The sequence below is a fragment of the Peteryoungia rhizophila genome (genome assembly GCF_004912145.1).
Lineage (GTDB): Bacteria > Pseudomonadota > Alphaproteobacteria > Rhizobiales > Rhizobiaceae > Allorhizobium > Allorhizobium rhizophilum.
In genome coordinates, this window is record NZ_STGT01000004.1 from 359,098 (window position 1) to 384,487 (window position 25,390).

Sequence of the window (25,390 nt, forward strand, 5' to 3'; positions counted from 1 at the left end):
GTCAGGCCACGCGCGCTTCAGCGGTTACACGATCGACCACACCGCGCAGGATCCGTCGCTCCTCGTTGTTGAGGTTAACCACACCAGGAATACGAACTGGACCGACTTCCATCCCGAGCATGCCGAGCGCCTCCTTGACCACCGTCACGTTGGCACCGTTGTTGTATTTGGTGCGTAGCGCCTCGAAGTCGGCAATGCCGTCGATCAATGTTCTCGCCCTCGCGTAGTCACCACTCTCCAATGCGTCATGGATGGCGTGAGAGCGCTCCGGAAAGACATTGACCAAGCCGGAAGTGAAACCGCGTGCGCCTGTCGCGTAGAATGCGGGTGCCCAACCTTCGGCCAGGCCGCAGACCCAGATAGCCGGCGCGTCTTGCGTAGAACGAATGACCTCTGCGAGCAGCATGAGATTTGGTGAGGCAAACTTGATGCCGGCGATATTCGGATGAAGCGCCATCTGGCGGAAATCGCTGACTGACAGGCCATCGCTGCGAACATAGGCAATGACGGGTACGGTGCAGAAATCGGCGAGTTCCAGAAAATAGCGCGCCTGGAAGGATGGGCCTGCGAACGGGTCCATCGGATGATGACCCATGATCGCATCTGCTCCAGCTTCTATCGCGTCACTGGCAAGCGACTTAGCGTCGCTCAGCGAGCGACCAACTGCAGCACTGACGAGCGCCTCGCCCTGGGCCGCCCCAATAGTGGCGCGATGAACCAGACGGATCTCCTCAAGCGTGAGGGTGAAAAATTCGCCGGTATTGCCAGCAGCCATCAGATTGTGAACCTTGGCCGCCGCCATCTGCCTGATGAGTACTTCAAGCTTCGCCGTGTCGACGCTCCCGTCCGTATTGTAGGGTGTCACCGGAACCCCGGAAATCCCAGTCAGCGCCTTTCGGACGGCTTCAAGTTTGTCACTCACGTTAAATGTCCTCTTTCTTACCAAATACAATTGCCAGGTAGATGTCACCGGAACGCACGACGTGATCCCGCATGCTACGTTCCGCGCGATCGGGATTCCTCTCAACTATGGCCTCAGCAATGGCCCTATGCTCCCCAAGGGCCCGCTGGCGCTCTGCAGGATCTGAATGAATCACCCGACGAATACTGGCGTCGTAAAATTGCTGGCGCTCGATCAGACGAGCCAGATATTCGCAGCGCGAGGCGCGGTGAATTTGCTCATGAAATGTTTCGTTGAGGGCGATGAGTTCGTCGGCATTACCTGAAGTGGTTGCCGTCTCCATCAGGCGAACCGTCGCCTGCAGGGCTTGGCAAGCTTCGTCGGAGATGCGCTTCGCTGCCAGGTGCCCGATCATCGATTCAAGCGCCGCACGGGCCAAGATCATCTCTTCTGCCCAGCCCATGTTGAAGCGGATAATCACGCCGCGCCGCGGCAGCGTCTCAACCAATCCTTCCGACTCCAGTTGCCGCAGAGCCTCTTTGATCGGCGTCGTGCTCACCCCAAACTGTTCGGCGAGCTGGCGTTCATTGATCTTTTCATCAGGCGCAAATTTGCCACCGATAATTGCTGCCCGCAGAATCCGGTGGACGTGGTCCCGCACCGTTATCTGGACTGACGGATCTAGTTTTGCGATCCGTCCGCCGGGGTCTGCCTGATTGAGATCCTGCACCATTCCGCAAATTCCTGTTGACGAGTAAATCCTAATGTGAGATCTGATATACCAGATTTCACATCATTGTCGATATGAAATTTTTGAGGACATGTGATGAGGTTGAGGAGCCTCACAGGAGGAAACCCCATGCTACGACGCCAGTTCATGACCATCGCCAGCGCCATTGCGATCGCCGCGGCCATGCCCGTTACCGCCAGCGCAGAGACGCCCAAAGACCAGCTCGTCATCGCCGTGAACATGTCTTCCATGCGAGGGCTCGATCCGCACGAACTGAACCAGCTCGAATCCGCCGAAGTCGTCGCCAATCTTTACGAGCGGCTGATCACACTTGCCCCAGACAAGATCACCGAGCCGCAGCCGGGGCTTGCCGAGAGCTGGACCATTTCGGAAGATGGCAAGACATTTACATTCAAGATCCGCCAGGGGGTGACCTTCCATTCTGGCAATCCGCTGACGGCCAAGGATGTCGCATGGTCGCTGCAGCGTCTGGTCAAGCTTGGCCTCGCGCCTTCCACGGACTTGCGCCAATGGGGCTTCTCAGCCGAGAATGTCGATAGCCTGATCCGCGCGACGGATGACCAGACGGTGGTGGTCGAGACCCCCGAGGTATGGAATTCCAATCTTATCCTGCTGTCACTCGCCAGCTTCTCGACATCCATCCTCGACAGCGCCTTCCTGGCAGACAAGAACAAGGATGGCGATCTCGGTCGCGAATACCTGCAGACGGCGGATGCCGGATCAGGTCCCTATTCTCTGCGCACCTGGCGCGCTAATGAACTGTTGATTGCCGAAGCCTTTGCCGGCTATTGGCAAGGCGAGCCGGCCATGCGCCGGGTGCTGATGCGCCATCTGCCGGAATCTTCCGCGCAGCGCCTGCAGATCGAGGCAGGCGACATGGATGTTGCAACCCGCCTTTCCTCTACCGACCTTGCGGCGCTCGACGCCTCTGGCGATGTGACGATCCAAAAGACACCCGGCTTCGGCTTCTACTATGTTGCCCTGAACCAGAAGGACGAGATCCTCTCCAATCCCAAGGTGCGCGAGGCCTTCCGCTATCTGGTCGACTATGACGGCCTTTCTGCAACCGTCATGAAGTATTACGGCATCAAGCAGCAGAGCATCATTCCGGCCGGCTTGCCGGGCGCGATCGAGGACACCCCCTACAAGCTCGACATCGAGAAGGCCAAGCAGCTGTTGGCCGAGGCCGGATATCCGAACGGCTTCTCCAAGGTCTACTACGCGACACCCGTGACGCCCGAATACGAGGTGGCGCAAGCCTTGCAGGCCAATGCGGCCAAGGCAGGCATCAAGCTCGACCTCCAAGGCGGCGACCATATCGGCAAGTTCCGCGAGCGCGCCTTCGAGGTCTTCTCCGCCCGCTCGGGCGAGCGCCTGCCCGATCCGCATGCCGTTCTCGCTTCCTATGCGACGAATGCCAACAATGCAGACGAGGCCAAGCTGACCGGCCTTCTCGCCTGGCGGTCGGCCTGGGATGTTCCAAAGGACATTCAGGACATGGTCCAGGCGGCAGCCCACGAAACCGAGCAGGCCAAACGCACCGAGATCTATACCAAGATCAACCGCGCCTATCTGGAAGCATCGTCGCCCCTAATCACCTCGTTCCAACGCACGGATGCAAAAGCGGTCCGCAATGCGGTCAAGGGCTACCAAGGCCACTCGACCTGGCTGACTCGCTGGGACACCGTGACCAAAGGCGAATAACCGTCGTCGCAAAGGACGCCAAACTTGACCACCTCCCAGATGACCGTGGCCAAGGGACCGGGCAGCAGGAAACTGCTGTCCGGCGCCCGGAAGATCGCCACCTCCTTCGCTGTGATCCTGACGACGCTGCTCGGCCTGCTCGTCATCACCTTTGCAATCGGCCGCCTCGTGCCAGCCGACCCGGTCATTGCCGCGATCGGCGACCAGGCGGACCAGGCGACCTATGAGCGCGTCTACAAGGAAATGGGCTTGGACCAGCCGATCCTGGTGCAGTTCGGGACCTATCTTAGCAAGATTGTCCACCTCGACTTCGGTCAGTCGCACATCACCAAGAATGCCGTCTCAAGTGACCTGGCGCGGGTGTTTCCGGCCACCATCGAGCTTGCCACGCTGGCAACCCTGATCGGCGCCGGTTTCGGCGTCCCGCTTGGCGTCATCTCTGCTGTGCGCAAGGGCACATGGGTCGATCATCTCGGTCGTGTCGTCGGGCTTCTCGGCTATTCCACGCCAATCTTCTGGCTCGGCACCATCGTCATCCTCGTCTTCTATGCCAAATTCGGCCTCATTCCTGGCGGCGGGCGCATCGACATTTACAATGAAGGCCTTGTCGAGGGGCCAACTGGTTCGCTCATCGTCGATTCCATCATCGCCCGCGAATGGGACGTCCTGTGGAGCGCCCTCCACCACCTCACCGCCCCTGCCCTGATCCTCGGTTATGCTGCGATGGCCTATCTCAGCCGCATGAGCCGCAGCTTCATGCTGGAACAATTGCGCCAGGAATATATCCTGACTGCCCGCGCCAAGGGTCTCAGTCAGCGCTCTGTCGTCTGGCGCCATGCCTTTCGCAACATCCGCGTCCAGCTGCTGACGGTTGTCGCGCTTGCCTATTGTGGCCTGCTCGACGGCACGGTCCTGATCGAGACGGTTTTCGCGTGGCCCGGCCTCGGCCAATATCTGACGTCGGCGCTGTTCTTTGCCGACATGAACGCCGTGCTCGGCAGCGTGCTCTTGATCGGAATGATCTCCATCGCCATCAACCTCCTGTCCGACATCGTTTATCGCTTCATTGACCCAAGGACACGCTGACTGCCATGACAATTTTCGGGTCACTTTCCAATCTGCATCATTGGCTGATCAGCGAGGACTTCACCTCAACCCGCCAGGCCAGGCTGCATAGCTATTATGTCGGCTGGCTCAGCCTGGTCGCCAATCCGCTTGCCCTACTCGGTCTCGCCATCGTTGTGCTGCTGGTCGTGGCTGCAAGCCTCGCGCCGCTGATTACCGCCTATAATCCTTTCGCCCAGGATCTGTCGCTGGCGCTGCGGGCGCCGTCCTGGCAGCACTGGTTCGGTACGGATGAGTTTGGCCGCGATGTCTATACCCGGCTGATATACGGAGCACGGACCACACTCTATATCAGCATCCTCGTCACCGTGATCGTTGCACCCATCGGCTTCGTGGTCGGGGCAACGGCGGGTTATCTCGGCGGATGGGTGGACACGGTGCTGATGCGCATCACGGATATTTTCCTGTCCTTTCCAAGCCTGGTTCTGGCGCTTGCCTTCTCCGCCAGCCTCGGCCCCGGGATCGAGAATGCCGTGATTGCCATTGCACTCACCGTCTGGCCGCCGGTCGCACGCCTTGCCCGTGCCGAAACACTGACCTTCCGCAATGCGGATTTCGTCATTGCCGCAGAACTTCAGGGGGCCGGGATGCTGCGCATCCTGCGTCGTCATATCGTGCCGCTTTGCGCGCCTTCGATCATCGTGCGCCTGACGCTCAACATGTCAAGCATCATCCTGACGGCAGCCGGCCTCGGCTTCCTCGGGCTCGGCGCCCAGCCCCCAATGGCGGAATGGGGAGCAATGGCAGCATCCGGCCGCCAGTATCTGCTCGACGCCTGGTGGCTAACCACCATCCCCGGCATCGCCATCTTGACGGTGAGCCTTGCCTTCAATCTGCTGGGCGACGGGCTCAGAGACATTTTGGATCCGCGCAATGCATGAGATGTCCAACCCCATCCTGACCGTCGAGAACATGTCGGTCGAGTTTCCTACCTTGTCGGGTGTCGTGACCGCCGTGCGCGATGTTTCCTTTTCCGTCGGACGCGAGAAGGTCGGCATCATCGGCGAGTCCGGCTCCGGCAAGAGCACGACCGGACGCGCCCTGATGAGATTGCAGCCACCGAAGGCGATCGTTCGGGCAGATCGCATGCAGTTCGAGGATATCGATCTCCTGAAGGCAAGCGAACAGGACATGCTGGCCGTGCGGGGAAGACGCATGGCGATGATCCTGCAGGACCCCAAATATTCACTCAATCCCGTGATGAGCATCGGCGAACAGATCGCCGAAACGGTGCTGCTGCACGAAAGGGTTTCCCAGCGTGCAGCCCGCGAACGTACGCTCGCGATGCTGGAGCGGGTGAAGATCCGCGATCCACAGCGTGTCTTTGACCTCTATCCGCACGAGGTATCCGGTGGAATGGGGCAACGCATCATGATCTCGATGATGCTGATCGCCTCGCCTTCGTTGATCATTGCTGATGAGCCGACATCGGCGCTAGACGTGACCGTCCGGCAGGAAGTCCTGTCAATCCTCGACGAACTTGTCGTCGAGCGCAATATCGGCCTGATCTTCATCTCGCACGACCTTAATCTGGTCAGCAGTTTCTGTGATCGGGTCATCATCATGTATGCGGGGCGGATCGTCGAATCAATCGCAGCGTGCGACCTCAACAACGCAAAGCATCCCTATACCCAAGGTCTGCTGAATGCGCTTCCAAGCCTTGATCGCCCCCGCGACCGGCTGGAAGTGCTGGCCCGTGACCCCGTCTGGCTGGAGGCAAACTGATGGCCATGATCGACATCGAAAACCTGACTGTCGCCTACGGACAAGGCGAAACGACCGTACAGATCGTCAAGGGCGTGACCTTTCAAGTCGCAGAAGGCGAGAGTTTCGGCCTTGTTGGCGAAAGCGGTTGTGGCAAATCCACGATCCTTGGCGCGCTGGCCGGACGCAACCGTCAGTGGACCGGCAACATGCGGATCGCTGGTGAAGCAATCGGTGCCCAGCGCAGCCGGGGGCAGCTCGCCCGCCAGCAGATGGTATTCCAGGACCCGTTCGGATCGATCCATCCGCGCCACACGATCGGCCGGACATTGCTCGAGCCACTAGAGATCCACGGGATCGGCGACAGGCAGGAAAGGATCGAGAAGGCACTGACCGATGTCGGCCTGCCGCTCGCTTTTCGCTATCGCTATCCACACCAGCTGTCCGGTGGCCAGCGCCAGCGCGTTGCTATTGCCCGCGCGCTGATTCTCAAGCCACGCATTCTCCTACTGGACGAGCCGACCTCCGCACTCGACGTCTCCATCCAAGCCGAGATACTGAACCTGCTGAAAGACCTGCGCGAACGAGAGAAGCTCACCTATGTCCTGGTCAGCCACGACCTCGCGGTAGTCGCCCATCTTTGCGACCACGTCGCTGTCATGCAACACGGGACCTTCGTCGAAATTGCCGACAGACAGCAGCTTGTCGACGGCAGGATAGCGCATCCCTATACGCGTATGCTTCGGGACGGGAGCCGGGGATATGTGGCTGCTAAAATGCAGTAGCTCCTCGCTCCGAAAAAAATGATTGGCCATTCATTGGAGCTTGGTGGACGGTAGCGGCAATAGGCCACGCTATGATATGGACACGAACATGCCTGTCCTTCGATAACCGGGAACAGCAAGGCCTGCATTGTGTAGACTACGGCAAAAAACACCTGTTTTGCAGCTGTATAGACTTGCCACGCCCCTCTTGGCACATAGAGGCTAAATCGCTAGACTTGCCAGACAGGTAGCGGCAAGAAGGTGGGCGAATGGTAAGTGAAGCGCAAATTGCGGTCGAGCAAGGGCAATCTCTAGCTTCAATCATCAGTGCCGCTTTACGTCAGGACCTGCAATCAGGCACTTTTCTGCCTGGAGATCGCCTGCCAAGCGAAAGCTCACTGACCCGGCAGTATTCCGTCAGCCGGACGGTCGTGCGGGAAGCCATTGCCATCTTGCGTGCCGACGGCCTCGTCGAGGCGAGAAAAGGTGCCGGCGTTTTCGCTCTGGCTGCGAAGCAGGCTCCAGAGCGGCCGTTCAACGATCTAGCCACACAGCGCATCTCCTCGGTCATTGAACTTCTGGAACTTCGGACAGTCTTTGAAGTCGAGTCGGCTGCTCTTGCGGCATTGCGGCGCTCGGCGATGCAGATCGAGGAAATCCTCGATGCTCATCGGACGGTTGGCCAGTGTTTGCAAGAAGGAGCCCCGACACGCGATGCGGATTTCAAGCTGCATTTTGCTATAGCGGAAGCGACCCAGAACCGGCGCTTCCCGGAATTTCTGCAGTTGATCCGAACGGGCATCATCCCGCGGGGAGATTTGCAGGGCGAGGCTCCGGGCGCACGCCCAAAAGATTATAATCTCCACCTGCAGGAAGAGCACGGTCGTATCGTCGATGCGATTATCGAAGGTGATGCTGATGCGGCGCGCGCCCACATGAAGGCCCATTTGCGCGGTAGTCTTGAGCGCTATAAGGCGCTTCTGCGACATCAACGCTCGGATCCAGCCTAGCCCCCCATAGAGAGCTGGTAGAAAATTCTAGGCCGCGCCGCGACGATATCGCGTTGGTGCCGAGTGTATCAAACCCACTGAAGCCGACTGCGCCGGCAGAGTTGCTTCGTCGGCCCGGGCTTCCTGCGGGCTTGACACTCCAATACACGTGTGACAGGTTTGTGGTAGTTGTCAGACAGGATGGGAGCCTGTCCCCACGCTTTCGAGCGTTCGATGTTGGAGGATCCATGTCAGTCAAACGCCTGCAACTTGCCGGTCTTATCGGGCAGTTGGGCAGCATAGCCGTCACGCTTCTCGGCCTGTTGATGCTGACCTTTTTCATCGGACGGCTGATGCCGGCCGATCCAGTCCGCGCGATCGTCGGCGAAGATGCCACACCAGAGACCTATGAGCAGGTCTATCGCTCGCTCGGACTCGACCGGCCCGTCTACGAACAATTCATCTATTTTCTAGGAGATATCGTCACTGGCGATTTCGGCACATCAATTCGCACGGGCCAGCCGGTCATCGAGGATATCCTTCATGTCATGCCGGCAACCATCGAGCTTGCCACCTTTGCCATCATCATTGGCGCGACTTTAGGCGTGACGATGGGCGTGGTCGCTGCGGTCAACAAGGATCGCTGGCCAGATCATCTCGTGCGCGTGTTCAGCCTCTTCGGCCATTCCATGCCAATTTTCTGGACTGGCATGATCGCGCTCATCATCTTCTATGCCCATCTTGGCCTTGTCGGGGGCAGTGGACGGATGGACCAGTTCTATATCGGTCTCGTCGAGGAGCGAACAGGCTTCCTGTTGGTCGATAGCCTCATGGCTGGCGAGATGGAGGTTTTCTGGTCGGCTCTCAACCATCTGATCCTGCCGGCCGCCCTGCTCGGCTATTCTTCCTCCGCCTATATCACCCGCATGACCCGCAGCTTCATGCTGGACCAGCTGGGCCAGGAATATGTGACCACGGCACGGGTCAAAGGACTGTCGCAGAACCAGACGATCTGGCGGCACGCCTTCGGAAACATCCGGGTGCAGCTGGTGACGATCATTGCGCTGGCCTATGGCTCGCTGCTGGAGGGCGCTGTCCTGATCGAGACAGTCTTTGCCTGGCCAGGCTTTGGCCAATACCTGACGAGCAACCTGATCATTGGCGACATGAATGCCGTGATGACCTGCGTGCTGATCGTCGGTTTCATCTTTATCGGGCTCAACCTTCTGTCCGACATCCTTTATCGCATCTTTGACCCCAGGACACGCTGATGGCAGCCAAGACGCACCAACAAAACCTGCCGGGATGGTTGCTCGCGCTGAAGAACATCATTGCCTTCCTGCTGCGTAGCCCAACCTCGGCATTCGGACTGGCCGTCCTTGCAGTTCTCGTCCTCACGGCGCTCTTCGCCCCGCTGATTGCCACGCATGATCCCTATGTGCAGGCGCTCGGCAATGTGCTGCAGCCGCCGGGGGAAGAGCATTTGTTCGGCACCGACGAGCTGGGTCGCGATATCTTCAGCCGACTGGTCTATGGCGCGCGCATCACGCTCACCATCATCTTTCTGGTTTCGATTGTCGTTGGACCGATCGGACTGATCATCGGCACCTCTGCCGGCTATCTCGGCGGCCGCTTCGATACGGTGATGATGCGCATCACCGATATCTTCCTCTCCTTTCCGAGCCTCATCCTCTCGCTTGCCTTTGTCGCAGCCCTTGGCCCGAGTCTGAACAATGCAATTATCGCGATTGCGCTCACCTCATGGCCGCCGATCGCCCGTCTGGCGCGTGCCGAGGCCATGACGTTCCGCAATGCGGACTATATCGCTGCGGCGCGTCTTCAGGGCGCCTCGACCAGCCGCATCATCGTCAAGTCGATCATGCCAATGTGTCTGCCGTCGGTCCTTATCCGTCTGACGCTGAACATGGCGACGGTCATCCTGACCGCAGCCGGCCTCGGCTTCCTTGGCCTTGGCGCCCAGCCGCCGATGCCAGAATGGGGTGCGATGACCGCGACCGGCCGGCGCTACATGCTGGATAGCTGGTGGCTGGTCACCTTCCCTGGCATTTCCATTCTTTCGGTCAGCCTCGCTTTCAACCTGCTGGGTGATGGCCTGCGCGACGCGCTCGATCCCAAGCAGATGAACCGGAGGTAAGGCGATGGAAAAGACCATTCTCGACGTCCAGAACCTGCGGATCCGATATGGCGGCTCACCGGTCGAGGCCGTGCGGGGCGTGTCCTTCACGCTTGGCTGCGAGCGTCTGGGCATTGTCGGCGAATCCGGCTCCGGCAAGTCCACTGTCGGCCGGGCCCTGCTGCGGCTCCTGCCGGGCGCGACGATCACGGCCGATACACTGCAGTTCGAGGAGCTGGACCTTTTGTCGCTCTCCGAGAAGGAGATGCTGAGGGTGCGTGGCCGGCGCATGTCGATGATCCTGCAGGATCCTAAATTCTCGCTCAATCCCATTCGCCGTGTCGGTGATCAGGTCGCGGAAACCTATCTGCGGCACTTCAAATGCAGCCGGAGCGAGGCCCATGACAAGGCGATCGCCATGCTGGAGGCGGTGAAGATCCGTGATGCAGAGCGTGTGTTCAAGCAGTATCCGCACGAAATCTCCGGCGGCATGGGTCAGCGCGTGATGATTGCCATGATGCTACTTGCCGATCCAGATCTGGTCATCGCCGACGAGCCGACCTCGGCGCTCGACGTGACCGTCCGGCTGCAGGTGCTCAACATTCTCGATAGCCTGGTCCGGGACAGGGGCATTGGCCTGATCATGATCAGCCATGACCTCAATCTGGTGCGCAATTTCTGTGACCGTGTTCTGATCATGTATGCCGGCAAGGTAGTGGAAATGCTCAAAGCCAGCGAGCTGGACCAGGCTGAGCACCCTTATACACGCGGCCTCCTGGCCGCCCAGCCGCGTATCGGTGGCACCCGCCAGCCGCTTGCCGTGCTGGATCGCAAGCCCGAATGGCTGGAGGAGAAGGCCTGATGTCTGTTTCGGTCGAGGTTCGCGATCTCTCCATCGTCTTCGGAGCGGGCCCTTCTGCTGTGAAGGTGTTGCCTGGTGTTTCCTTCAGCGTGCAGGCCGGAGAGTGTTTCGCGCTTGTTGGAGAGTCCGGCTCCGGTAAATCTACGGTGCTACGCTGCATGTCGATGCTGACGGATTTCTGGAAGGGCGAGGTGTTGATCGACGGGCAGTCGGTACGCGACATCCCCCTGATTGAAAGGTGCCGTACTCTGCAGATGGTGTTTCAGGATCCTTATGGCTCCCTCCATCCCCGCCAGTCCGTGCGCACCGTGCTGAATGAACCGCTCGTCATTCACAAACTGGATGACCGGGAGGGGCGGATGCGCCGCGCGATCACCGATGTCGGCCTGCCGGTCTCCTTCCTTGACCGTTTTCCGCATCAGCTATCTGGCGGACAACGCCAGCGCGTTGCGATCGCACGCGCCTTGATCCTGGAGCCTTCCTTGCTGCTGCTCGATGAGCCGACCTCTGCGCTCGACGTCTCGGTGCAGGCGGAAATTCTCAATTTGCTGCAGAGGTTGCGCGAAGAGCGCGGCTTTACCTACATCATGGTGACCCACGATCTCGCAGTGGTCGATCATATGTGCGACCGGTTTGCGGTGATGTTGCGCGGTGAGGTGACCGAGATCCTGCCGCATGAGGCCATTGCCACCAATGGTGCAACTCATCCTTACGCGCTTGAACTGATCGGCGCGTCATTGGAATATGAAGGTATTCGCTGAGCCCTGCCCTCCCCTTTCGAGACAGCTTTCACAACCCGGCCCAAAGCCGGGTTTCTTATTGCCTATGGGATGAGGCGAGGCGAGCAGATCGGAAGAAAAGAGAGGCGCGTGTTGCCACGCGCCTCAAGGTCCTTGGGAGGAATTTGAGTCTCGTCCTGAGCGCCTCATGGGTGGACGCTGCGCTCAGGAACATTGCACTGGATCAACGGTCCTTTGTGATGCCTTCGAAGCGCGACAGCCAGGGGCTGACGATCATGCCTTCGACATCGCTGCGATAGGCTGCGGTGTCGACGACTTCCGAGAAGGGCTGAATAGGCATAACAATTTCGTCCATATACGCTTGCAGCTCTTCATAGAGTTTGGTCTGCTTGGCCGCATCGCGCTCCACGAGTGCCGTCTCTATCATCTCGTTCAGCTTTTCATCCTGGAAGCTCGTGCGCCAGGTCTGATAGTTCGTCAGCTTGGCCTCATCCGAATTGTCGGGATTATAGGCCATAGGGCGCAGGTTGTTGTCCGGATGCGGTTGCTGGCCGCCACCGCCGCGACCGACGAGAAGCTCGAACTTGCGCTCACGCATGGCGCCATAGATCTGATCCCCGGAACCGCTTATAATTTCGGCCTTGATGCCGGCTTGGCCAAGCGTGTTCTGAATAGCAGTTGCCGCCTTCAGGAACGGATCCTCGGAAAGCACGCGCAACGTGGTCTCAAAGCCGTTCGGGAAGCCTGCTTCGGCCAAGAGAGACTTGGCCTTCTCCACATCGAGCGTATAGCCCTGATCCGGCAGAGAACCCATGACGCCCGTGCTCAGCGACCGCTGATGCAGTTTGCCGTAGAAAGGCATGACGGCTTCGTCGAGACCCTTGTAGTCGATGAGGTAACGAAGGGCTTCGCGCACTTGCTTGTTGGCGAAACGCTCGTCCTTCATCGACACAGCCAGGTAGTAGAAACCGGATCCCGGCACGGATGCGATCTCGATCGCCTCATCGCTTTCCAGCGCCTTGAGATCCGGTGCCTGCAGTGAATAGGCCACGTCTATGTCGCCCTTTTCGATCATAAGGCGTTGCGACTGCGATTCTGGCAGGTGGCGCATAAGAACGCGGCGCATTGCCGGTGCCTGGCCCCAATATTCGTTATTCCGCGTCAGGATGATAAACTCGTTCGACTTCCACTGCGTCAGGGTAAAAGGGCCTGAGCCGGCGGAGTTTGTGGTAAGCCATGCGGCACCGAGATCGCCGTCCGTCTCGTTCTCAAGGGCCACCTTGCTGTCGATGATCGAGCCTGGACCATTCTGAGCCAGGATCATCAGCAGCAGCTTTGGGTCATCAGCGCCGGGCAGGTTGAGAACGAAAGTGTGCTCGTCCTCGGCGACAAAGTGCTTGTCAGCGGCTTCTAGCGTGAAGCCACGGGTCTTCAGGAAGGATGACTGGGCAAGATTGCGAGTCAGCAAACGCTTCAGGCTCCACGCCACATCCTGGGCAGTGACCGAATTGCCGGATGCGAACTTCACATCCTTGCGAAGGTTAAAGCGGATCGACATTCGGTCTTCCGCAATCTCCCATGTCTCGGCGAGGCGAGGCTGCAGGCTTCGATCTTCGGGGGAAAGTATGACGAGGGTATCATAGACATTGTTCAGAACCTGAACCGTCTCGCGCCCGGTAATCGCTGCGGGATCAAGCGTCAGGATATTGCTCAAGGTGGTGGCGACCACAAGCTGATCCTTTGGCGTCTCGGCAAGGCTTGACAGTGGCGAGACGCCAGACAGAAGCGCTGCAATCGCTACGGATAAAAAAAACCTCTTCATGCTTCCTCCCTTTCGGCCCCACTCCATTGTGGCGACCTTTGACGTTTAGATACGGCAATGCTCCTCCACGAGCAGCGCCGTATCAGCGAGTATGCTGCGGACAGGCGCGACGAGCGCCTGCCCTATGGCACGGGTTGCCTCAGCGCTCAGATGCACCCCATCGATGGGCGAAGCTGTGGCGACTGTTCCCGCGTCGAAAAATTCGGCGCTGACTTCCGTGGCAAGCTGGCGAAAAAGAGGCGAGAGACGCTCAGATTCGGATATCCGGCGGCCAGCGGCCGGTAAGTCTTGCGGGCCGGCGACGCAAGCTGGCGGCGCAACGATCATCAGGCGTGGAACGGCCGGGCGGGGTTTGTAGGGAAATGTCTCGATTATCTGCGCCAGCCGCCGCATGCCAGAGACAGCCGGCTCGGCCTGTCCGCCATGGCTCGGCTTAATGTCATTGGTGCCGAGCATGATGACGACCAGATCAAGAGGCATGTGGCTGCCCAAGGCAACCAGAAGTGCCTTTGCGCCATTGCGGCAGGCCGGTCCTGTATGGTCGTCATAGCAGGTGGTGCGCCCGCCGAGCCCATCGCCGATCACCCTTGCGGCGCCGAAGAGCCCCGCCTCCAGCACCTCTGGCCAGCGAAACTCCGGCGGATGCCGCAATCCTGTCGCAGGATCAGCGCCCCAAGTCAGGCTGTCACCAAATGCGAGGACCGTCTTCATCGCGCGTCACCCGATCCGGTTGTTTTCGATGAAGTCGAAATCGATGTCTTCGCCAAGGCCGGCACGATCCGGCACATGCACGTACCCATCCGCATCCATCGGATCGGACAAGGATTTCAGGTAGTCGTGGCCATCGTCATATTCGAGGAAGGGATGCAGCAGCCCGCGCTCGTACCAGCGGCAGTTCTTCGAGGCGGCCACCACATGCAGGTTCATCGCCGTGTTGCCGTGGACTTCGCAATCCATGCCGAAACACTCCGCCATGCGCATGGTTTTCAGCGCCGGTGTGATGCCGCCGACATCGTTGACGCCGGTCCGCAGGATATCGCAGGCGCCGGTCTTCACCCATTCGGCCCGATGCCAGTGCTTGCCTGCCGCACTTTCGGGACCGACAACCGGAATGTCGAGATTGTCGGCCAACCACTTGTAGGACGACATGGACTGCTCATCCATGGGCTCCTCGATCCAGTCGAAGCCAAGCTTCTCCAGGCCTCGGCCGAGATCCAGTGCATCCGTGCGCGAATACCAGTGGAAGGCATCGATCATCAAGCGGATATCCGGGCCGACAGCTTCGCGCACGGCGGCGCAGGCCTTGAGATCCATCTTCACATCAGGCGCCCAGCTGACCGGCGGCATCCAGGTGTGCAGCTTGATGCCCTTGTAGCCGCGCTTGACCAGCGTTTCGGCAAAGCGGCCATAGTCTTCCGGCGTCGCCAGGCCACCATCAAGCTCATCGCCACACATGATCGAGCCATAGGCCAGAACCTTGTCGCGATAGGCGCCGATCAATTTGTACACAGGTGTATTAAGTAAACGACCGGCCAAATCCCAAAGTGCGCAATCGACGACGGCAAGGGTGCGATCGGTCAACTGGGCAGCCGAGCCGCGCTGCCAATGGGCTAGGTCCTGCCACAGACGCTCCCGGTCGCGGTGGTCTTGCCCGATCAGTACCTTCTTGACGAACTTATCGATCACATGCGGACGCACGATTTCCGGAGCTGTAAAGGAGTGACCTTCATGGCCGTCCTCGGTTCGGATCGTCAGGATTGCCTGCTCGACCTGATGCGGGGGTCCGGGATGGGCATGGCCAGCGCTGTCGGAATGGCGGCGCGTGGTCGTGCGAAATCTTCTTACAATGATGTCGGAAATGATCATCGGTATTCCTGCTCACCAAGTTCAGGCTTAAAGCCCTCAACATGTCTGATAGGTTATAGGTTGACCCGCAGATATTGTCAAATCTGTAGTACAGGTTGGTGGCGGATTCTCATCCGGCAGGCCCGCCTATTCAGACGCGCTGGAGAAACGTGGAGCTCACCAGCACGAATCCTCTCCTCTGCGCCTCGGATGCCATGACGGCATGAAGCTCGCTTGAGGCGTGCTTGCGCAGCATGCCTCCCCTGCTGGCAAATGCATTTTCTTTCATCATGAAAGAGGCTACATATTGTGCATCGCACAAGATGAATGGAAAAGAACAATGCGTATCGCTAGCAAGCTTAAGACCTACCTCGAAAATCGCCGCGCCATCCGCGAGCTGTCGGCACTCGACGACCGCGCTTTGAGCGACCTTGGCATTTCTCGCTACAACCTGCGCGCCGCCGTCGAAGGTCGCCGTTGATACCCTCTGGGTCTTCCAGCATTCAGTGAGAATGTCTTGCGCCCGGCTGCTGATCGAAGCAGACCTCGGAGGCTCCTACAGATCTGGTTGAGGTCGTTCATGATCTGCAGCTAGTCGGCCCCGAACTGCCGGTTCACAAGCAATAGCCAGCCATCTCAGAGGTGCTGTGCGTTTGGACCCCGCCACCTGCAGTAAACCTGCCCCGACCAAGTCCGTGACGAGGGTCCTCACTTAGGATCCTGTCAGACGGGCGTAGTCAGTTCCGCTCACGCCAGCGTGTAGGCAGTCTTCACAACAGTGTAGAATTCGCTGGCATATGTCCCCTGTTCGCGCGGGCCGAACGAAGAGGCCTTACGACCGCCGAAAGGCACATGAAAATCCACGCCTGCGGTTGGCAGGTTGACCATGACCATGCCAGCCTCGGAATGGCGCTTGAAGTGGGTCGCATGTTTAAGGCTCGTCGTGGCGATGCCGGCAGAGAGACCGAATGGTGTGTCATTGGCGACCGAGAGCGCTTCTTCGTAGTCTCTGACGCGGATAACCGACGCAACAGGCCCGAAAATCTCTTCGCGCGAAATTCGCATCTGGTTGGTCGCTTCGGTGAACAGTGTCGGCTGGAGATAGAAGCCAGGATTTTCCCGCGAAATCCTCTCGCCCCCAAAGACGAGCTTGGCGCCTTCAGACTGCCCTATAGCGATGTAGTCTGTGTCCTGCTTGAGCTGGTTCGCGTCGACCACCGGGCCGATATGAGTGCCGGCCTTCAGCGCATCATCGACGACCAATGCCTTCAGTTTCTCCGTCAAAGCAGCGACGAACGCGTCGTGGATACCCTCCGTCACGATCAGGCGCGAGGAGGCCGTGCAGCGTTGGCCGGTCGAGAAAAAGCCCGAATTGGCGGCCGCCTCGACGGCAACCGTCAGGTCCGCATCGTCGAGTACGACCATCGGGTTCTTGCCGCCCATTTCCAGCTGGAACTTGCGATTATGTTCGATAGAGGCAGCGGCGACGCGCTTACCAGTGGCCGTCGAGCCGGTGAAGGTGATGCCTGCAAGGTCCGGACTGTCGAGCATGGCCTGACCGACGACCGAGCCTTTGCCCATGACGAGATTGAGAACACCCGTCGGCAGGCCCGCGCGGTGCAGGATGTCGGCAATTGCCCACGAGCAACCTGGTACAAGTTCGGCCGGCTTGAAAACGACAGTGTTGCCATAGGCAAGCGCCGGAGCGATTTTCCAGGCGGGAATGGCAATCGGGAAATTCCACGGCGTGATGATCCCGACAACACCGATCGGCTCGCGGGTGATCTCAACACCAATGTTTGGCCGTACTGACGGCAGGAGTTCACCCGAAAGGCGCAGAACCTCACCGGCAAAAAAATCGAAGATCTGAGCAGCGCGGACGGTTTCGCCGATCGCTTCAGGCAACGTTTTGCCCTCTTCCCGCGCGAGCAGTTTTCCAAGCTCATCCTTGCGGGCGAGGATCTCGTCGGCAGTCTTCTTGAGGATTGCATGGCGCTCAAGGATGCCCGAATGCGACCATGCCGGAAATGCGGCCTTGGCAGCCGCGATGGCGGACTGAGCATCCTCGGCGCTTGCACGAGCATAGACGCCAACTACATCATTGGTGTTGGACGGGTTGATGTTTTCAACACCTTCCGTGCCGACCCATTCGCCGGCGATCAGGTTCTGATGGATGGTCATATAGTTTTCCTTTCCATGGCAGCGCGTTCATCGCTGTAGGCGGGTGGTCCGGCGTGGACCGCAAGTGTGCGGCGCGCACGCTCCGCCGACACCATCCGATCGGCTATCTACCGTGCCCATTTCGGCCTTGGCACCGAGTTTAGAAGCGACATCGTGTAGGGGTGGTTTGGGCTGTTGAAGAGTATTTCCGTCTCGCTGTCTTCTACGATTTTACCGTGTTGCATCACCAATATCCGGTCAGCAAACTCCCGTACGATCGGCAAGTCATGCGTGATGAAGACGTAGGACAGCCCCAGCCTGCTTCGCAGATCGGCCAGCAACCCGATGACTTGCATCTGGATCGACACGTCGAGTGCTGATACGGCCTCATCGCACACGATCAGTTCCGGTTCGCTGGCGAGCGCCCGTGCAATCGCTATGCGTTGCCGCTGACCGCCAGAAAACTGGTGGGGATGGCGGTCGGCATGATCGCCCTTCAAGCCAACAAGCTCCAGAAGTTCCACGACCCTGTCATTCCACCGTGCTTTAGGCAGAATGTCGCGATGAATTGCCCAAGGCTCCGAGATGATCGAGCGCACGTTCATCCGCGGGTTCATCGATCCGAAGGGATCCTGAAACACCATTTGCACGCGTCGGCGGAAGCCGTTCAGCGCCCTGCCCTCTAAGGCAAAGATATCTTCGCCTGCAAACAGCGCTCTGCCTGATGTCGGCTCGTCCAGCCTGAGCAACATGCGGGCAATACTCGACTTGCCTGAGCCAGACTCGCCAACGATACCGACCGTTTCGCCGCGATGGACAGTGAAGCTGACGTCGTCCACGGCCCTGAATTCCCGTTTTGGAGAGAAAGGACCAGCACCGAGAACGTAGTGCTTGCTCAGATTCTCGACCTTCAGCAAAATTTCGCCCTGGACCTCCGTGGACGGAGTTGGCTCTGTCGTCGGACCGCGGTGAGGCAGAGCTGTCATCAGTCGGCGGGTATAGGCATGGGCAGGGTTGGTGAAGACATCCTGCGCCTTCCCGCTCTCAACCACCTTGCCACCGTTCATGACGATGATACGGTCGGCCATGGCAGCGGCCACCTCAAGGTCGTGCGTAATCATGATCAGTGCCATGCCGGTTTCGCGCTGAAGGTCGCCGAGCAGCTCCAGGATTTGAGATTGCACGCTGACATCAAGCGCCGTCGTCGGCTCATCGGCAATGAGAATGTCCGGTTTCAGCGCGATCGCCATGGCGATCATAACGCGCTGGCGCTGTCCGCCGGAGAACTGATGTGGATAATAATCTATCCGCCTTCCCGAGTCAGGAATGCCGACACGTTCGAGCAGCTTGACGACCCTCTCACGTACGTCGCCGACATCGCCATTACTATGAGTTTCGAACACCTCTGCGATCTGTCGTCCGACGGTATAGACAGGGTTGAGATAAGCAAGCGGGTCTTGGAAGATCATCGCGATACGGCGCCCGTTCAACGCACGCCGGCTTTCTTCATCGAGTCCCGACAGGTCCATGCCATCGAACAGCAGCGAGCCTGAGACAATATCACCCGGCGGGCAGTCGATCAAACCCATCACGGTTCCCGTGCTCACACTCTTACCCGACCCGCTTTCGCCGAGGATAACCAGTGTCTCGCCGGGGCAGACGTTAAAGGACACGTTATCGACCGCACGAGCAGGATCCCCTTCCGAAAGGAAGTCAACGGTCAGGTTCTCGATCGTGAGGATGGCTTTGTCCGACGCGGTCATCGAGAGGCCTTTCGCAGCGATTGCAGGCGCCAGCGCTGAAGCGGATCTGCAACAGTCCGTGCCCAGCTGGCGAGAATATTCAGGGAAAGGGTCGTCAGCAGGATCGCCAAGCCTGGCCAAAAAGCGATCCACCAAGCCGAGGCGAGATAACCACGCCCATTGGCCACCATTGCGCCCCACGTGAAATCCGGTGGCTGAATGCCAAGGCCAAGGAAGCTTAGCGAGGATTCGGCGAGGATCACGGTGGCGAAATCGATCGCTGCGATTGTTCCAAGCGTTGGTAGCACGAGTGGCGCGATATGCCGGAACAGGATGCGGCCGGAACTCGCGCCCATTGAGCGGGCCGCGCTGACGAACATGCGCTCGCGCAATTCCAGAACTTCGGCGCGTGCGGTTCTGATGAAGATCGGCATGCGGGTGATCGCCAAAACGATCACAAGGTTCGTCATGCTGGGACCAAGCGTGTAAAGCACGATCAGCGCCAAAAGGAGCGACGGAAAACTCATGATCACGTCGGCAAGGCGCAGGATGACATGGCTGTACCAGCGCTCGGAGTACCCGGCGATCAAGCCAAGCATGCCGCCTGTTGCCATGGAGAAGAAGACGGCTGCTGCGGCAATGCCGAGAGTGTTTTGTGCGCCAACAATCAGCCGGGCCAGAATGGGGCGCCCAAGCGTATCGGCGCCGAGGACATAAAGGAAACCCTGCTCCAGGGAAAACGGCGCCAGATTACGCTGCCTAAGCCCAAGCTTTCCGGCAAGGTCACCGACCAGTAGCGGCCCGAGGAGGACGCAGAAAATGAGCACGATCAGGAAGAGTGCCGCGCAAAGCGCCAGCTTGTCGCGCGCCAGATAAATCGCCAGTTGCCGCAGATTTCCGGGTGACCTCACGGATGGTAAAGTGATGTCGGCCATTGTCGCCTCCCTCAGTACCGAATGCGCGGATCGAGCATGACGTACAGCAAATCGATCGCGATGTTGACGATGAAGATGGCGATGGCGGTGACGAGTATTGTCGATTGGACGACCGCGAAATCTCTCTGAATGATTGAATCAATCATCAGCTTGCCGATGCCTGGCCAACCGAAAATCGTTTCAACAACAACGGCACCATTGATCAATCCCGTCGCCAAATCCCCCGCGACTGTAATCACCGGAAGCAGCGAATTTCTGAGCGCGTGACCGAAGATTATCTTGTGGCGCTTCATGCCCTTCGCATGGGCAGTCTTGATATAGGGCGAGGCAAGCGCTGAGATCATCGTTCCGCGGACCACCTGCACCAGAAGGCCGAAGGGACGTAGCATCAGCACTGCGATTGGCATTATCCAGTGCCAACCGGTTCCAGTGCCAGAGGTTGGTAGAACCCCAAGCCCAACCGCGAGGACGAGAATACCGACGATCGCGATCCAGAAGTCGGGCGTGCTGGCGCCTGCAAGCGACACAAGCCCGGCGACACGGTCAAATATGCTGCGAGGCCGCGCAGCGGCCAGGGCGCCGACGATGATCGCAAGTGTCGTTGCCAATGACATTGCGACAAAAGCGAGCTTCAACGTGGCTGGAAACGCTTCGAGTGCCACGTCAATAGCGGACCGGTTCTGGCGCAGCGATTGACCAAAATCCAATGACAGCAGGTTCTGCAAGTATTGCAGAAATTGAACATGAATAGGCTGGTCCAACCCATTCATCCTTGCAAACGCTTCTCTCGCCTCGAGGCTGGAATCGAGTGGCAGGTAGAGGGCTGAGGGGTCACCTGTCAGGCGAGTCAGGAAGAAGACGAGTGTCAGCAGACCGACCAGCGATATTATGCTGTGATACGCCCGCCGTCCGATGTAGCCGAGCATCATTCGGAACCTCTGGTTTCACTTGGGGTTCAGGCGAGCGCAGAAGACCTCTTCAGCGCTCGCCAAATCTATAGAGCTCAGTTCTTGAGGCCGATGTTTGCGAGCGGAATCTCGCTATTCGTGGTGATATCCGGCTTCCAGTCCAACCGCGTGCCGACGCGGGTGTAGCCGATCATGTGGAACATCGGAATGTCCAGAGCCAGCTCGTCATGCACCTTGTTGAAGATCGCTTTGAAACCGTTGGTGCGATCCTCTCCGGTAGCGGCCAACGCGTCGGCGATTTCTTTATCCAACGCCGGGTCGCTGATGGTCGAATAGCTACCTTCCGAGGTGTAGAAGATCGGAATGGTGAACGCTGCGTCGCCCTTGTTGTTGTCATGCATCATCTGCAGCAGGTTCGGGCCGCGACCCTCAGGAAAAGGCTTCTGCAGATAACGTAGCCAATCGTTCACATCCAGCATTGTGAGCTTCACATTCAAGCCGACATCCTGCCACATGGCCATCATGGCCTCCATGGCTTCCGTGCCGTTCGGATAAATGCCGTTGCGACCGATCAATTCGATCTCAGTTTCGACGGGAACACCGGCTGCCTTCGCCTCGGCAATCAGCGCACGCGCCTGCTCGGCATCGAACGTCCAAGGCGCAAGTTTATCGTCGTGGCCGTTTATACCGACCACGACCATTTGCGATGCGCGCTTGGTATCGTCGCCGAAGAGTTGCGCGAGTCCCTCCCAGTCGATAGCAAGATTGAGCGCCTTGCGAATACGAACGTCGTCCAGTGGCGCAAACCCCGCGTCGATGCGCAATGCTGTCGTTTCCGAGTTGAGATAAGCAAAATCGGTTTCAGGATTGGTTGCGTCCTGGATCGCAATGGACGGCGTCAGGTCAGCCTCTCCGGTTTCGACCATGGCGGCACGGATTGATGATTCCGGGCGCCAGACATAGGTGGCCTTTGTAATATCTGGTTTCTTGCCCCAATAGCCGTCAAACCCTTCCAAGACGACCGTCTGCGGCGTGAAGCTGACAAGCTTGAACGGGCCCGTGCCGACCGGATCGTTGACTGCTTTATCTGCCGGCGTGTTCGGAGATACCACCATGACAACGCTGAGCAGTGTCGGCAGGATCGGCTGCGGCGTATCCGACTTGATCGCGACCGTCAGGTCATCGACTGCCTCCACGGTAAGTTTCGCAGCGCCGAACTTGGCAATATTGCTGCAGTTCACCTTGCCGCCAGTCATGCGCTCGATCGAGAATTGGACCGCCTTGGCGTTGAATTCGGTCCCATCTTGAAACTTCACGCCGGCACGTAATTTCAACTGCCAAGTGTTCGGATCTGTCTGCGTCCACTCAGTGGCAAGGCCAGGTGTTGCCTGACCGCTCTTGGGATCGATGACCGTCAGCGGTTCGACAACGTTACGGCTCAGAATCTGGCCGACATTGGTGATGATAGTGCCGCAAGGCTCAAGGTTTGCCGGCTGCTCCGGCAATACGATATTGATTTCAGACATGTTTTGCGCAGTGGCATGGCTGGCAAAACCCGCCACCACCATGGCGCTCGCGATGAAACGAAAAGACTTAGTAGTCATCTGCACTCCTCCCAAAAGTGAACCAATGAAGTATGGATAGTGGCCGTAGACGGGCGCCACTCTTGGGACGCCCGCCAAATTCATCGTCAGACCTCGACTGCCTTGATCAAGTCCTGCAGCATTTCCCGTTCCTCACCCGTCAGATCGACAAGCGGCGGACGAACCGGACCTGGCGTATAGCCAACTAGATCGACCCCCGCCTTGATAATGGAGACCGGATAGCCTGCCTTTCGGTCGCGAAGCGCCGCAAAGGGAAAGAAGAATGTGCGAAGAATATTCTCCATCGCCGGACGATCGCCGGCACGCATGGCGCGATAGAACCGCTGGGCCAGCTCGGGCACAAAGTTGAATACGGCCGAGGAATACGTGGTGACGCCCACGCCATTGAAACCCTCGGCGAAAAGTTCATGGGTCGGCATGCCACCGATGTAAGTGAGCCGGTCGCCCAGCTTGGCTGTCACATGCCGCACGAGATCCACCCTACCTGTGCCATCCTTGAAGCCAATCAGATTTGGGCAAGCATCCGCCAAGCGCGCGACCGTATCTGCGTTGGCTACGGAATTTGCACGGTTGTAAAGGATAACGCCAAGGTCTGTTGAATCGCAGACGGCTTTAACGTGAGCGTAAATCCCGTCCTGCGGCGCCTCCGTCAGGTAGTGCGGCAGCAGAAGGATCCCATCTGCACCAGCCTTCTCTGCGACCGCTGCGCTCTCAAATGCGAGAGCGGCCCCATACCCACATCCCGCGATGATCGGTACGTTGCCGGACACATCCTTAGCGGCCCTCGTCACCTCACCAACTTCGGCTGGCGACAGGGAAAAGAACTCGCCCGTACCGCCAGCGGCAAACAGGGCTGCAGCCTCGTAGCCGGACAGCCACTCGACGTGGCGACGATAGCTATCAAGATTGAGCTTGTAGTCTGGGGTGAAGTGCGTGACCGGAAAGGACAGAAGCCCGGAACCTACACGCAATTTGATTTCTTCAGGCGACAATGAAATTTCTCCCACGCTATGAGCTTTGCGATGGAGAAAGTCATATGATGAATTTTAAGATGAGTCAATCTAACTCATCTTTTTTTTGCGCGCGTCCCCATGACGTTAATGATCGATAACGCTTGATGCCCGTCACCAGATGCAGCCGCATCGCCTCGCGTGCTCGGTCAGGATCTCGGGCGAGAATAGCCTCGGCAATGCCTCGATGCTCTTCGAGGATCGAGGCGTCTCGACTGGGCAGCGGGTCAACGCCGCCCATGACCGTGCGGAACTTCACACGAGGAATCATACGCTTGCCGACATGCTCAAGGAACGTTCTGAAACGGGCGTTGTTGGTCGCCGCTGCAATTGCCATGTGAAACTGGAAGTCGGCCTCATCCGTCGGCTTCCCATCTGCAACAAGACTTGAGAACCGATCGACCTGAGCTTGGATTTCAGCCTCTTGAGCCGGTGAGCTTCGCATGGCTGCAAGGCCTGCCGCCTCGACCTCTACTCCGATACGCAATTCGAGCTCCTCGATGATATCGGAGATCTTGTCGGTCTCGCCCGTAAACAGCCGAAGACCCGGATCGGTTTGTCGCTGGCCAATAACAAAAACACCTGAGCCCTGCCGTGACTCGACAAGATTATCCGCCCTCAAAGCAGCGATGGCCTCACGGACAACAGTCCGGCTTACCCCGAACTTTTCTGTCAACGCAGGTTCAGTAGGCAACTTGTCTCCGGTTGCATAATAACCCGCTTCGATCTGCGCCCGGAGCGCGTCTTCAACCCCTGCAGATAAAGATCTGCGACTACCTGAGCGTTTCGGTTCAGACATGCCCCATCCTATATTCATCTAAATTCATCAGACATTCATACCACGTCTGGTGACCTGTTGCGATTACCCCGTGCAGCAGTTTTTTTCCGCCAGTTGTCGCGGCACGCATATTCCACCGGGAACTAAGGAGATGTCTAGCTTTACCGAGAGCTCTTTAATCGATGAGATGCAATTTGGGCTCCGGATTGGCACCTCGCAGCCCCCAGTTGGCCTACTCGCCTGATGAATTGTTGGCTCGAAGCGTGCGTCGAAAGGGAAGCCATTCGTGACATCAGTATCACTTCGCTCTTGATGGGAATCGAACCAGCGTTCTGAAGAATCGCCCTCATCACCACCATTGCAGCCAACCCAAACTTTCAGTTACTGCAGTCAGAGGTCCTGTTCGCTAATTTGGCGACTAAGGAGATATCGTCATGGCCAGCCAGATTGTTCATTTCGCCAGACTGTCAGATCACGACCGAAAAATAGCAACGCCCTTGCCTAAGCTGGTTGTCGGCGACAGGCTGGAACTCCGTGTTCGTGATGCAGGTGGAAAAGAGCGGACGCTCCCGATCCCGCCCTCGGCAGCCTCAGCTGTTGAAGCCCTTCTGGCGCACATGCTGCGTCGAGAGGGCGTTGCCGTGCTGGCCGAGGACCCGGAATTGAGCCCGAGCGAAGCTTCAGTCATTCTTGGCATTTCCCGCCCGCTCGTCGTCCTACGCAGGGACCGGGGCGATCCGCCATTCCGCTACGTCGGCAAACACCGCCGCGCCCTCCTGAAAGATGTGCTCGCGTTGAAGTCGAATCTCGACAAACGACAGACGGCAATGGAAGCGCTTGCCGAGGACACAGAGGACCTGATCGAGACCTATGGCCTCTAATCCGCCGTCACGGTCTACGATGCCTGCGTCC

The 25,390-nt window shown here is 58.5% G+C and carries 24 protein-coding genes; 12 read left to right on the forward strand and 12 right to left on the reverse strand.

Annotated elements, in window-relative coordinates; genetic code table 11:
* Position 1: 1 nt before the first annotated feature.
* Together E9677_RS17800 and E9677_RS17805 are read right to left on the reverse strand one after the other, a co-directional pair.
* Positions 2 to 922, reverse strand: a complete 921-nt coding sequence (locus E9677_RS17800; protein ID WP_136559382.1) for a dihydrodipicolinate synthase family protein — start codon at positions 920 to 922, stop codon at positions 2 to 4.
* 1 nt (position 923) lies between these two features.
* Complete coding sequence (locus E9677_RS17805; RefSeq protein ID WP_136559383.1) at positions 924 to 1,634, reverse strand: GntR family transcriptional regulator; 711 nt, start codon at positions 1,632 to 1,634, stop codon at positions 924 to 926.
* Positions 1,635 to 1,760: 126 nt separating this feature from the next.
* On the opposite strand from E9677_RS17805, the gene E9677_RS17810 reads away from it, so the two are divergent.
* The 10 genes from E9677_RS17810 to E9677_RS17855 all read left to right on the forward strand — a co-directional run bounded on the left by E9677_RS17810 (position 1,761) and on the right by E9677_RS17855 (position 11,695).
* On the forward strand, positions 1,761 to 3,356 hold the full coding sequence (locus tag E9677_RS17810; protein WP_136559384.1) for an ABC transporter substrate-binding protein: 1,596 nt from the start codon (positions 1,761 to 1,763) through the stop codon (positions 3,354 to 3,356).
* Positions 3,357 to 3,395: 39 nt separating this feature from the next.
* Positions 3,396 to 4,442 (forward strand): ABC transporter permease, encoded by a 1,047-nt coding sequence (locus E9677_RS17815; RefSeq protein WP_328591179.1) that lies wholly within the window; start codon positions 3,396 to 3,398, stop codon positions 4,440 to 4,442.
* Positions 4,443 to 4,447: 5 nt separating this feature from the next.
* The gene (locus E9677_RS17820) at positions 4,448 to 5,362 is read left to right on the forward strand and encodes an ABC transporter permease (protein ID WP_136559385.1); all 915 of its coding nucleotides are present in this window, start codon (positions 4,448 to 4,450) and stop codon (positions 5,360 to 5,362) included.
* A 1-nt stretch (position 5,363) separates the two neighbouring features.
* Complete coding sequence (locus E9677_RS17825) at positions 5,364 to 6,206, forward strand: ABC transporter ATP-binding protein (protein WP_205910170.1); 843 nt, start codon at positions 5,364 to 5,366, stop codon at positions 6,204 to 6,206.
* 5 nt (positions 6,207 to 6,211) lie between these two features.
* Positions 6,212 to 6,970, forward strand: a complete 759-nt coding sequence (locus E9677_RS17830; protein WP_408014753.1) for an ABC transporter ATP-binding protein — start codon at positions 6,212 to 6,214, stop codon at positions 6,968 to 6,970.
* Positions 6,971 to 7,218: 248 nt separating this feature from the next.
* Positions 7,219 to 7,959, forward strand: a complete 741-nt coding sequence (locus tag E9677_RS17835) for a FadR/GntR family transcriptional regulator (RefSeq protein WP_136559388.1) — start codon at positions 7,219 to 7,221, stop codon at positions 7,957 to 7,959.
* 227 nt (positions 7,960 to 8,186) lie between these two features.
* A complete protein-coding gene (locus E9677_RS17840) occupies positions 8,187 to 9,209 on the forward strand; it encodes an ABC transporter permease (RefSeq protein WP_136559389.1) in 1,023 nt (340 codons plus the stop codon).
* Positions 9,209 to 10,093, forward strand: a complete 885-nt coding sequence (locus E9677_RS17845; RefSeq protein ID WP_136559390.1) for an ABC transporter permease — start codon at positions 9,209 to 9,211, stop codon at positions 10,091 to 10,093. Before E9677_RS17840 ends, E9677_RS17845 begins: the two co-directional genes overlap by 1 nt.
* A 4-nt stretch (positions 10,094 to 10,097) precedes the next feature.
* Positions 10,098 to 10,934 (forward strand): ABC transporter ATP-binding protein, encoded by an 837-nt coding sequence (locus E9677_RS17850; RefSeq protein ID WP_136559391.1) that lies wholly within the window; start codon positions 10,098 to 10,100, stop codon positions 10,932 to 10,934.
* Positions 10,934 to 11,695, forward strand: coding sequence for an ABC transporter ATP-binding protein (locus E9677_RS17855; protein ID WP_136559392.1), 762 nt, complete (start codon positions 10,934 to 10,936; stop codon positions 11,693 to 11,695). The genes E9677_RS17850 and E9677_RS17855 overlap by 1 nt, the downstream gene beginning before the upstream one ends.
* A gap of 202 nt (positions 11,696 to 11,897) precedes the next feature.
* Here E9677_RS17855 and E9677_RS17860 read toward each other — a convergent pair whose 3' ends face one another.
* The 3 genes from E9677_RS17860 to E9677_RS17870 are packed head-to-tail and all read right to left on the reverse strand — an operon-like array spanning position 11,898 to position 15,362.
* The gene (locus E9677_RS17860) at positions 11,898 to 13,496 is read right to left on the reverse strand and encodes an ABC transporter substrate-binding protein (protein WP_136559393.1); all 1,599 of its coding nucleotides are present in this window, start codon (positions 13,494 to 13,496) and stop codon (positions 11,898 to 11,900) included.
* 45 nt (positions 13,497 to 13,541) lie between these two features.
* Entirely contained in the window at positions 13,542 to 14,207 is a 666-nt protein-coding gene (locus tag E9677_RS17865; RefSeq protein WP_136559394.1) for an SGNH/GDSL hydrolase family protein, read from the reverse strand.
* A gap of 6 nt (positions 14,208 to 14,213) precedes the next feature.
* Complete coding sequence (locus tag E9677_RS17870; protein WP_136559395.1) at positions 14,214 to 15,362, reverse strand: mandelate racemase family protein; 1,149 nt, start codon at positions 15,360 to 15,362, stop codon at positions 14,214 to 14,216.
* Positions 15,363 to 15,681: 319 nt separating this feature from the next.
* On the opposite strand from E9677_RS17870, the gene E9677_RS17875 reads away from it, so the two are divergent.
* Positions 15,682 to 15,822, forward strand: a complete 141-nt coding sequence (locus tag E9677_RS17875) for a DUF1127 domain-containing protein (protein ID WP_136559396.1) — start codon at positions 15,682 to 15,684, stop codon at positions 15,820 to 15,822.
* A 266-nt stretch (positions 15,823 to 16,088) separates the two neighbouring features.
* On the opposite strand, the gene E9677_RS17880 is transcribed toward E9677_RS17875, so the two are convergent.
* The 7 genes from E9677_RS17880 to E9677_RS17910 form a co-directional block, all read right to left on the reverse strand.
* Positions 16,089 to 17,522: an aldehyde dehydrogenase family protein gene (locus E9677_RS17880; protein ID WP_136559397.1), complete on the reverse strand. Its 1,434-nt coding sequence runs from the start codon at positions 17,520 to 17,522 to the stop codon at positions 16,089 to 16,091.
* Positions 17,523 to 17,629: 107 nt separating this feature from the next.
* The gene (locus tag E9677_RS17885) at positions 17,630 to 19,264 is read right to left on the reverse strand and encodes an ABC transporter ATP-binding protein (protein WP_136559398.1); all 1,635 of its coding nucleotides are present in this window, start codon (positions 19,262 to 19,264) and stop codon (positions 17,630 to 17,632) included.
* A complete protein-coding gene (locus E9677_RS17890; protein WP_136559399.1) occupies positions 19,261 to 20,178 on the reverse strand; it encodes an ABC transporter permease in 918 nt (305 codons plus the stop codon). The genes E9677_RS17885 and E9677_RS17890 overlap by 4 nt, the downstream gene beginning before the upstream one ends.
* A gap of 11 nt (positions 20,179 to 20,189) precedes the next feature.
* A complete protein-coding gene (locus E9677_RS17895) occupies positions 20,190 to 21,104 on the reverse strand; it encodes an ABC transporter permease (protein ID WP_205910171.1) in 915 nt (304 codons plus the stop codon).
* A gap of 77 nt (positions 21,105 to 21,181) precedes the next feature.
* Positions 21,182 to 22,690 (reverse strand): ABC transporter substrate-binding protein, encoded by a 1,509-nt coding sequence (locus E9677_RS17900; protein ID WP_136559401.1) that lies wholly within the window; start codon positions 22,688 to 22,690, stop codon positions 21,182 to 21,184.
* An 86-nt stretch (positions 22,691 to 22,776) separates the two neighbouring features.
* Positions 22,777 to 23,682 (reverse strand): 5-dehydro-4-deoxyglucarate dehydratase, encoded by a 906-nt coding sequence (gene kdgD / locus E9677_RS17905; RefSeq protein ID WP_136559402.1) that lies wholly within the window; start codon positions 23,680 to 23,682, stop codon positions 22,777 to 22,779.
* Positions 23,683 to 23,746: 64 nt separating this feature from the next.
* Positions 23,747 to 24,499 (reverse strand): FadR/GntR family transcriptional regulator, encoded by a 753-nt coding sequence (locus E9677_RS17910; protein ID WP_136559403.1) that lies wholly within the window; start codon positions 24,497 to 24,499, stop codon positions 23,747 to 23,749.
* A gap of 413 nt (positions 24,500 to 24,912) precedes the next feature.
* Here E9677_RS17910 and E9677_RS17915 point away from each other — a divergent pair, with 413 nt between their 5' ends.
* Positions 24,913 to 25,359, forward strand: a complete 447-nt coding sequence (locus tag E9677_RS17915; RefSeq protein ID WP_136559404.1) for a DNA-binding protein — start codon at positions 24,913 to 24,915, stop codon at positions 25,357 to 25,359.
* Positions 25,360 to 25,390 lie beyond the last annotated feature (31 nt).

Excerpts from the sequence above, each read along its gene's own strand:
- E9677_RS17805 (WP_136559383.1), bottom strand. The coding sequence starts at position 1,634 with ATGGTGCAGGATCTCAATCAGGCAGACCCCGGCGGACGGATCGCAAAA.
- E9677_RS17810 (WP_136559384.1), top strand. The coding sequence starts at position 1,761 with ATGCTACGACGCCAGTTCATGACCATCGCCAGCGCCATTGCGATCGCC.
- E9677_RS17815 (WP_328591179.1), top strand. The coding sequence starts at position 3,396 with ATGACCGTGGCCAAGGGACCGGGCAGCAGGAAACTGCTGTCCGGCGCC.
- E9677_RS17820 (WP_136559385.1), top strand. The coding sequence starts at position 4,448 with ATGACAATTTTCGGGTCACTTTCCAATCTGCATCATTGGCTGATCAGC.
- E9677_RS17825 (WP_205910170.1), top strand. The coding sequence starts at position 5,364 with ATGTCCAACCCCATCCTGACCGTCGAGAACATGTCGGTCGAGTTTCCT.
- E9677_RS17830 (WP_408014753.1), top strand. The coding sequence starts at position 6,212 with ATGATCGACATCGAAAACCTGACTGTCGCCTACGGACAAGGCGAAACG.
- E9677_RS17835 (WP_136559388.1), top strand. The coding sequence starts at position 7,219 with ATGGTAAGTGAAGCGCAAATTGCGGTCGAGCAAGGGCAATCTCTAGCT.
- E9677_RS17840 (WP_136559389.1), top strand. The coding sequence starts at position 8,187 with ATGTCAGTCAAACGCCTGCAACTTGCCGGTCTTATCGGGCAGTTGGGC.
- E9677_RS17845 (WP_136559390.1), top strand. The coding sequence starts at position 9,209 with ATGGCAGCCAAGACGCACCAACAAAACCTGCCGGGATGGTTGCTCGCG.
- E9677_RS17850 (WP_136559391.1), top strand. The coding sequence starts at position 10,098 with ATGGAAAAGACCATTCTCGACGTCCAGAACCTGCGGATCCGATATGGC.
- E9677_RS17855 (WP_136559392.1), top strand. The coding sequence starts at position 10,934 with ATGTCTGTTTCGGTCGAGGTTCGCGATCTCTCCATCGTCTTCGGAGCG.
- E9677_RS17860 (WP_136559393.1), bottom strand. The coding sequence starts at position 13,496 with ATGAAGAGGTTTTTTTTATCCGTAGCGATTGCAGCGCTTCTGTCTGGC.
- E9677_RS17865 (WP_136559394.1), bottom strand. The coding sequence starts at position 14,207 with ATGAAGACGGTCCTCGCATTTGGTGACAGCCTGACTTGGGGCGCTGAT.
- E9677_RS17870 (WP_136559395.1), bottom strand. The coding sequence starts at position 15,362 with ATGATCATTTCCGACATCATTGTAAGAAGATTTCGCACGACCACGCGC.
- E9677_RS17875 (WP_136559396.1), top strand. The coding sequence starts at position 15,682 with ATGCGTATCGCTAGCAAGCTTAAGACCTACCTCGAAAATCGCCGCGCC.
- E9677_RS17880 (WP_136559397.1), bottom strand. The coding sequence starts at position 17,522 with ATGACCATCCATCAGAACCTGATCGCCGGCGAATGGGTCGGCACGGAA.
- E9677_RS17885 (WP_136559398.1), bottom strand. The coding sequence starts at position 19,264 with ATGACCGCGTCGGACAAAGCCATCCTCACGATCGAGAACCTGACCGTT.
- E9677_RS17890 (WP_136559399.1), bottom strand. The coding sequence starts at position 20,178 with ATGGCCGACATCACTTTACCATCCGTGAGGTCACCCGGAAATCTGCGG.
- E9677_RS17895 (WP_205910171.1), bottom strand. The coding sequence starts at position 21,104 with ATGCTCGGCTACATCGGACGGCGGGCGTATCACAGCATAATATCGCTG.
- E9677_RS17900 (WP_136559401.1), bottom strand. The coding sequence starts at position 22,690 with ATGACTACTAAGTCTTTTCGTTTCATCGCGAGCGCCATGGTGGTGGCG.
- E9677_RS17910 (WP_136559403.1), bottom strand. The coding sequence starts at position 24,499 with ATGTCTGAACCGAAACGCTCAGGTAGTCGCAGATCTTTATCTGCAGGG.
- E9677_RS17915 (WP_136559404.1), top strand. The coding sequence starts at position 24,913 with ATGGCCAGCCAGATTGTTCATTTCGCCAGACTGTCAGATCACGACCGA.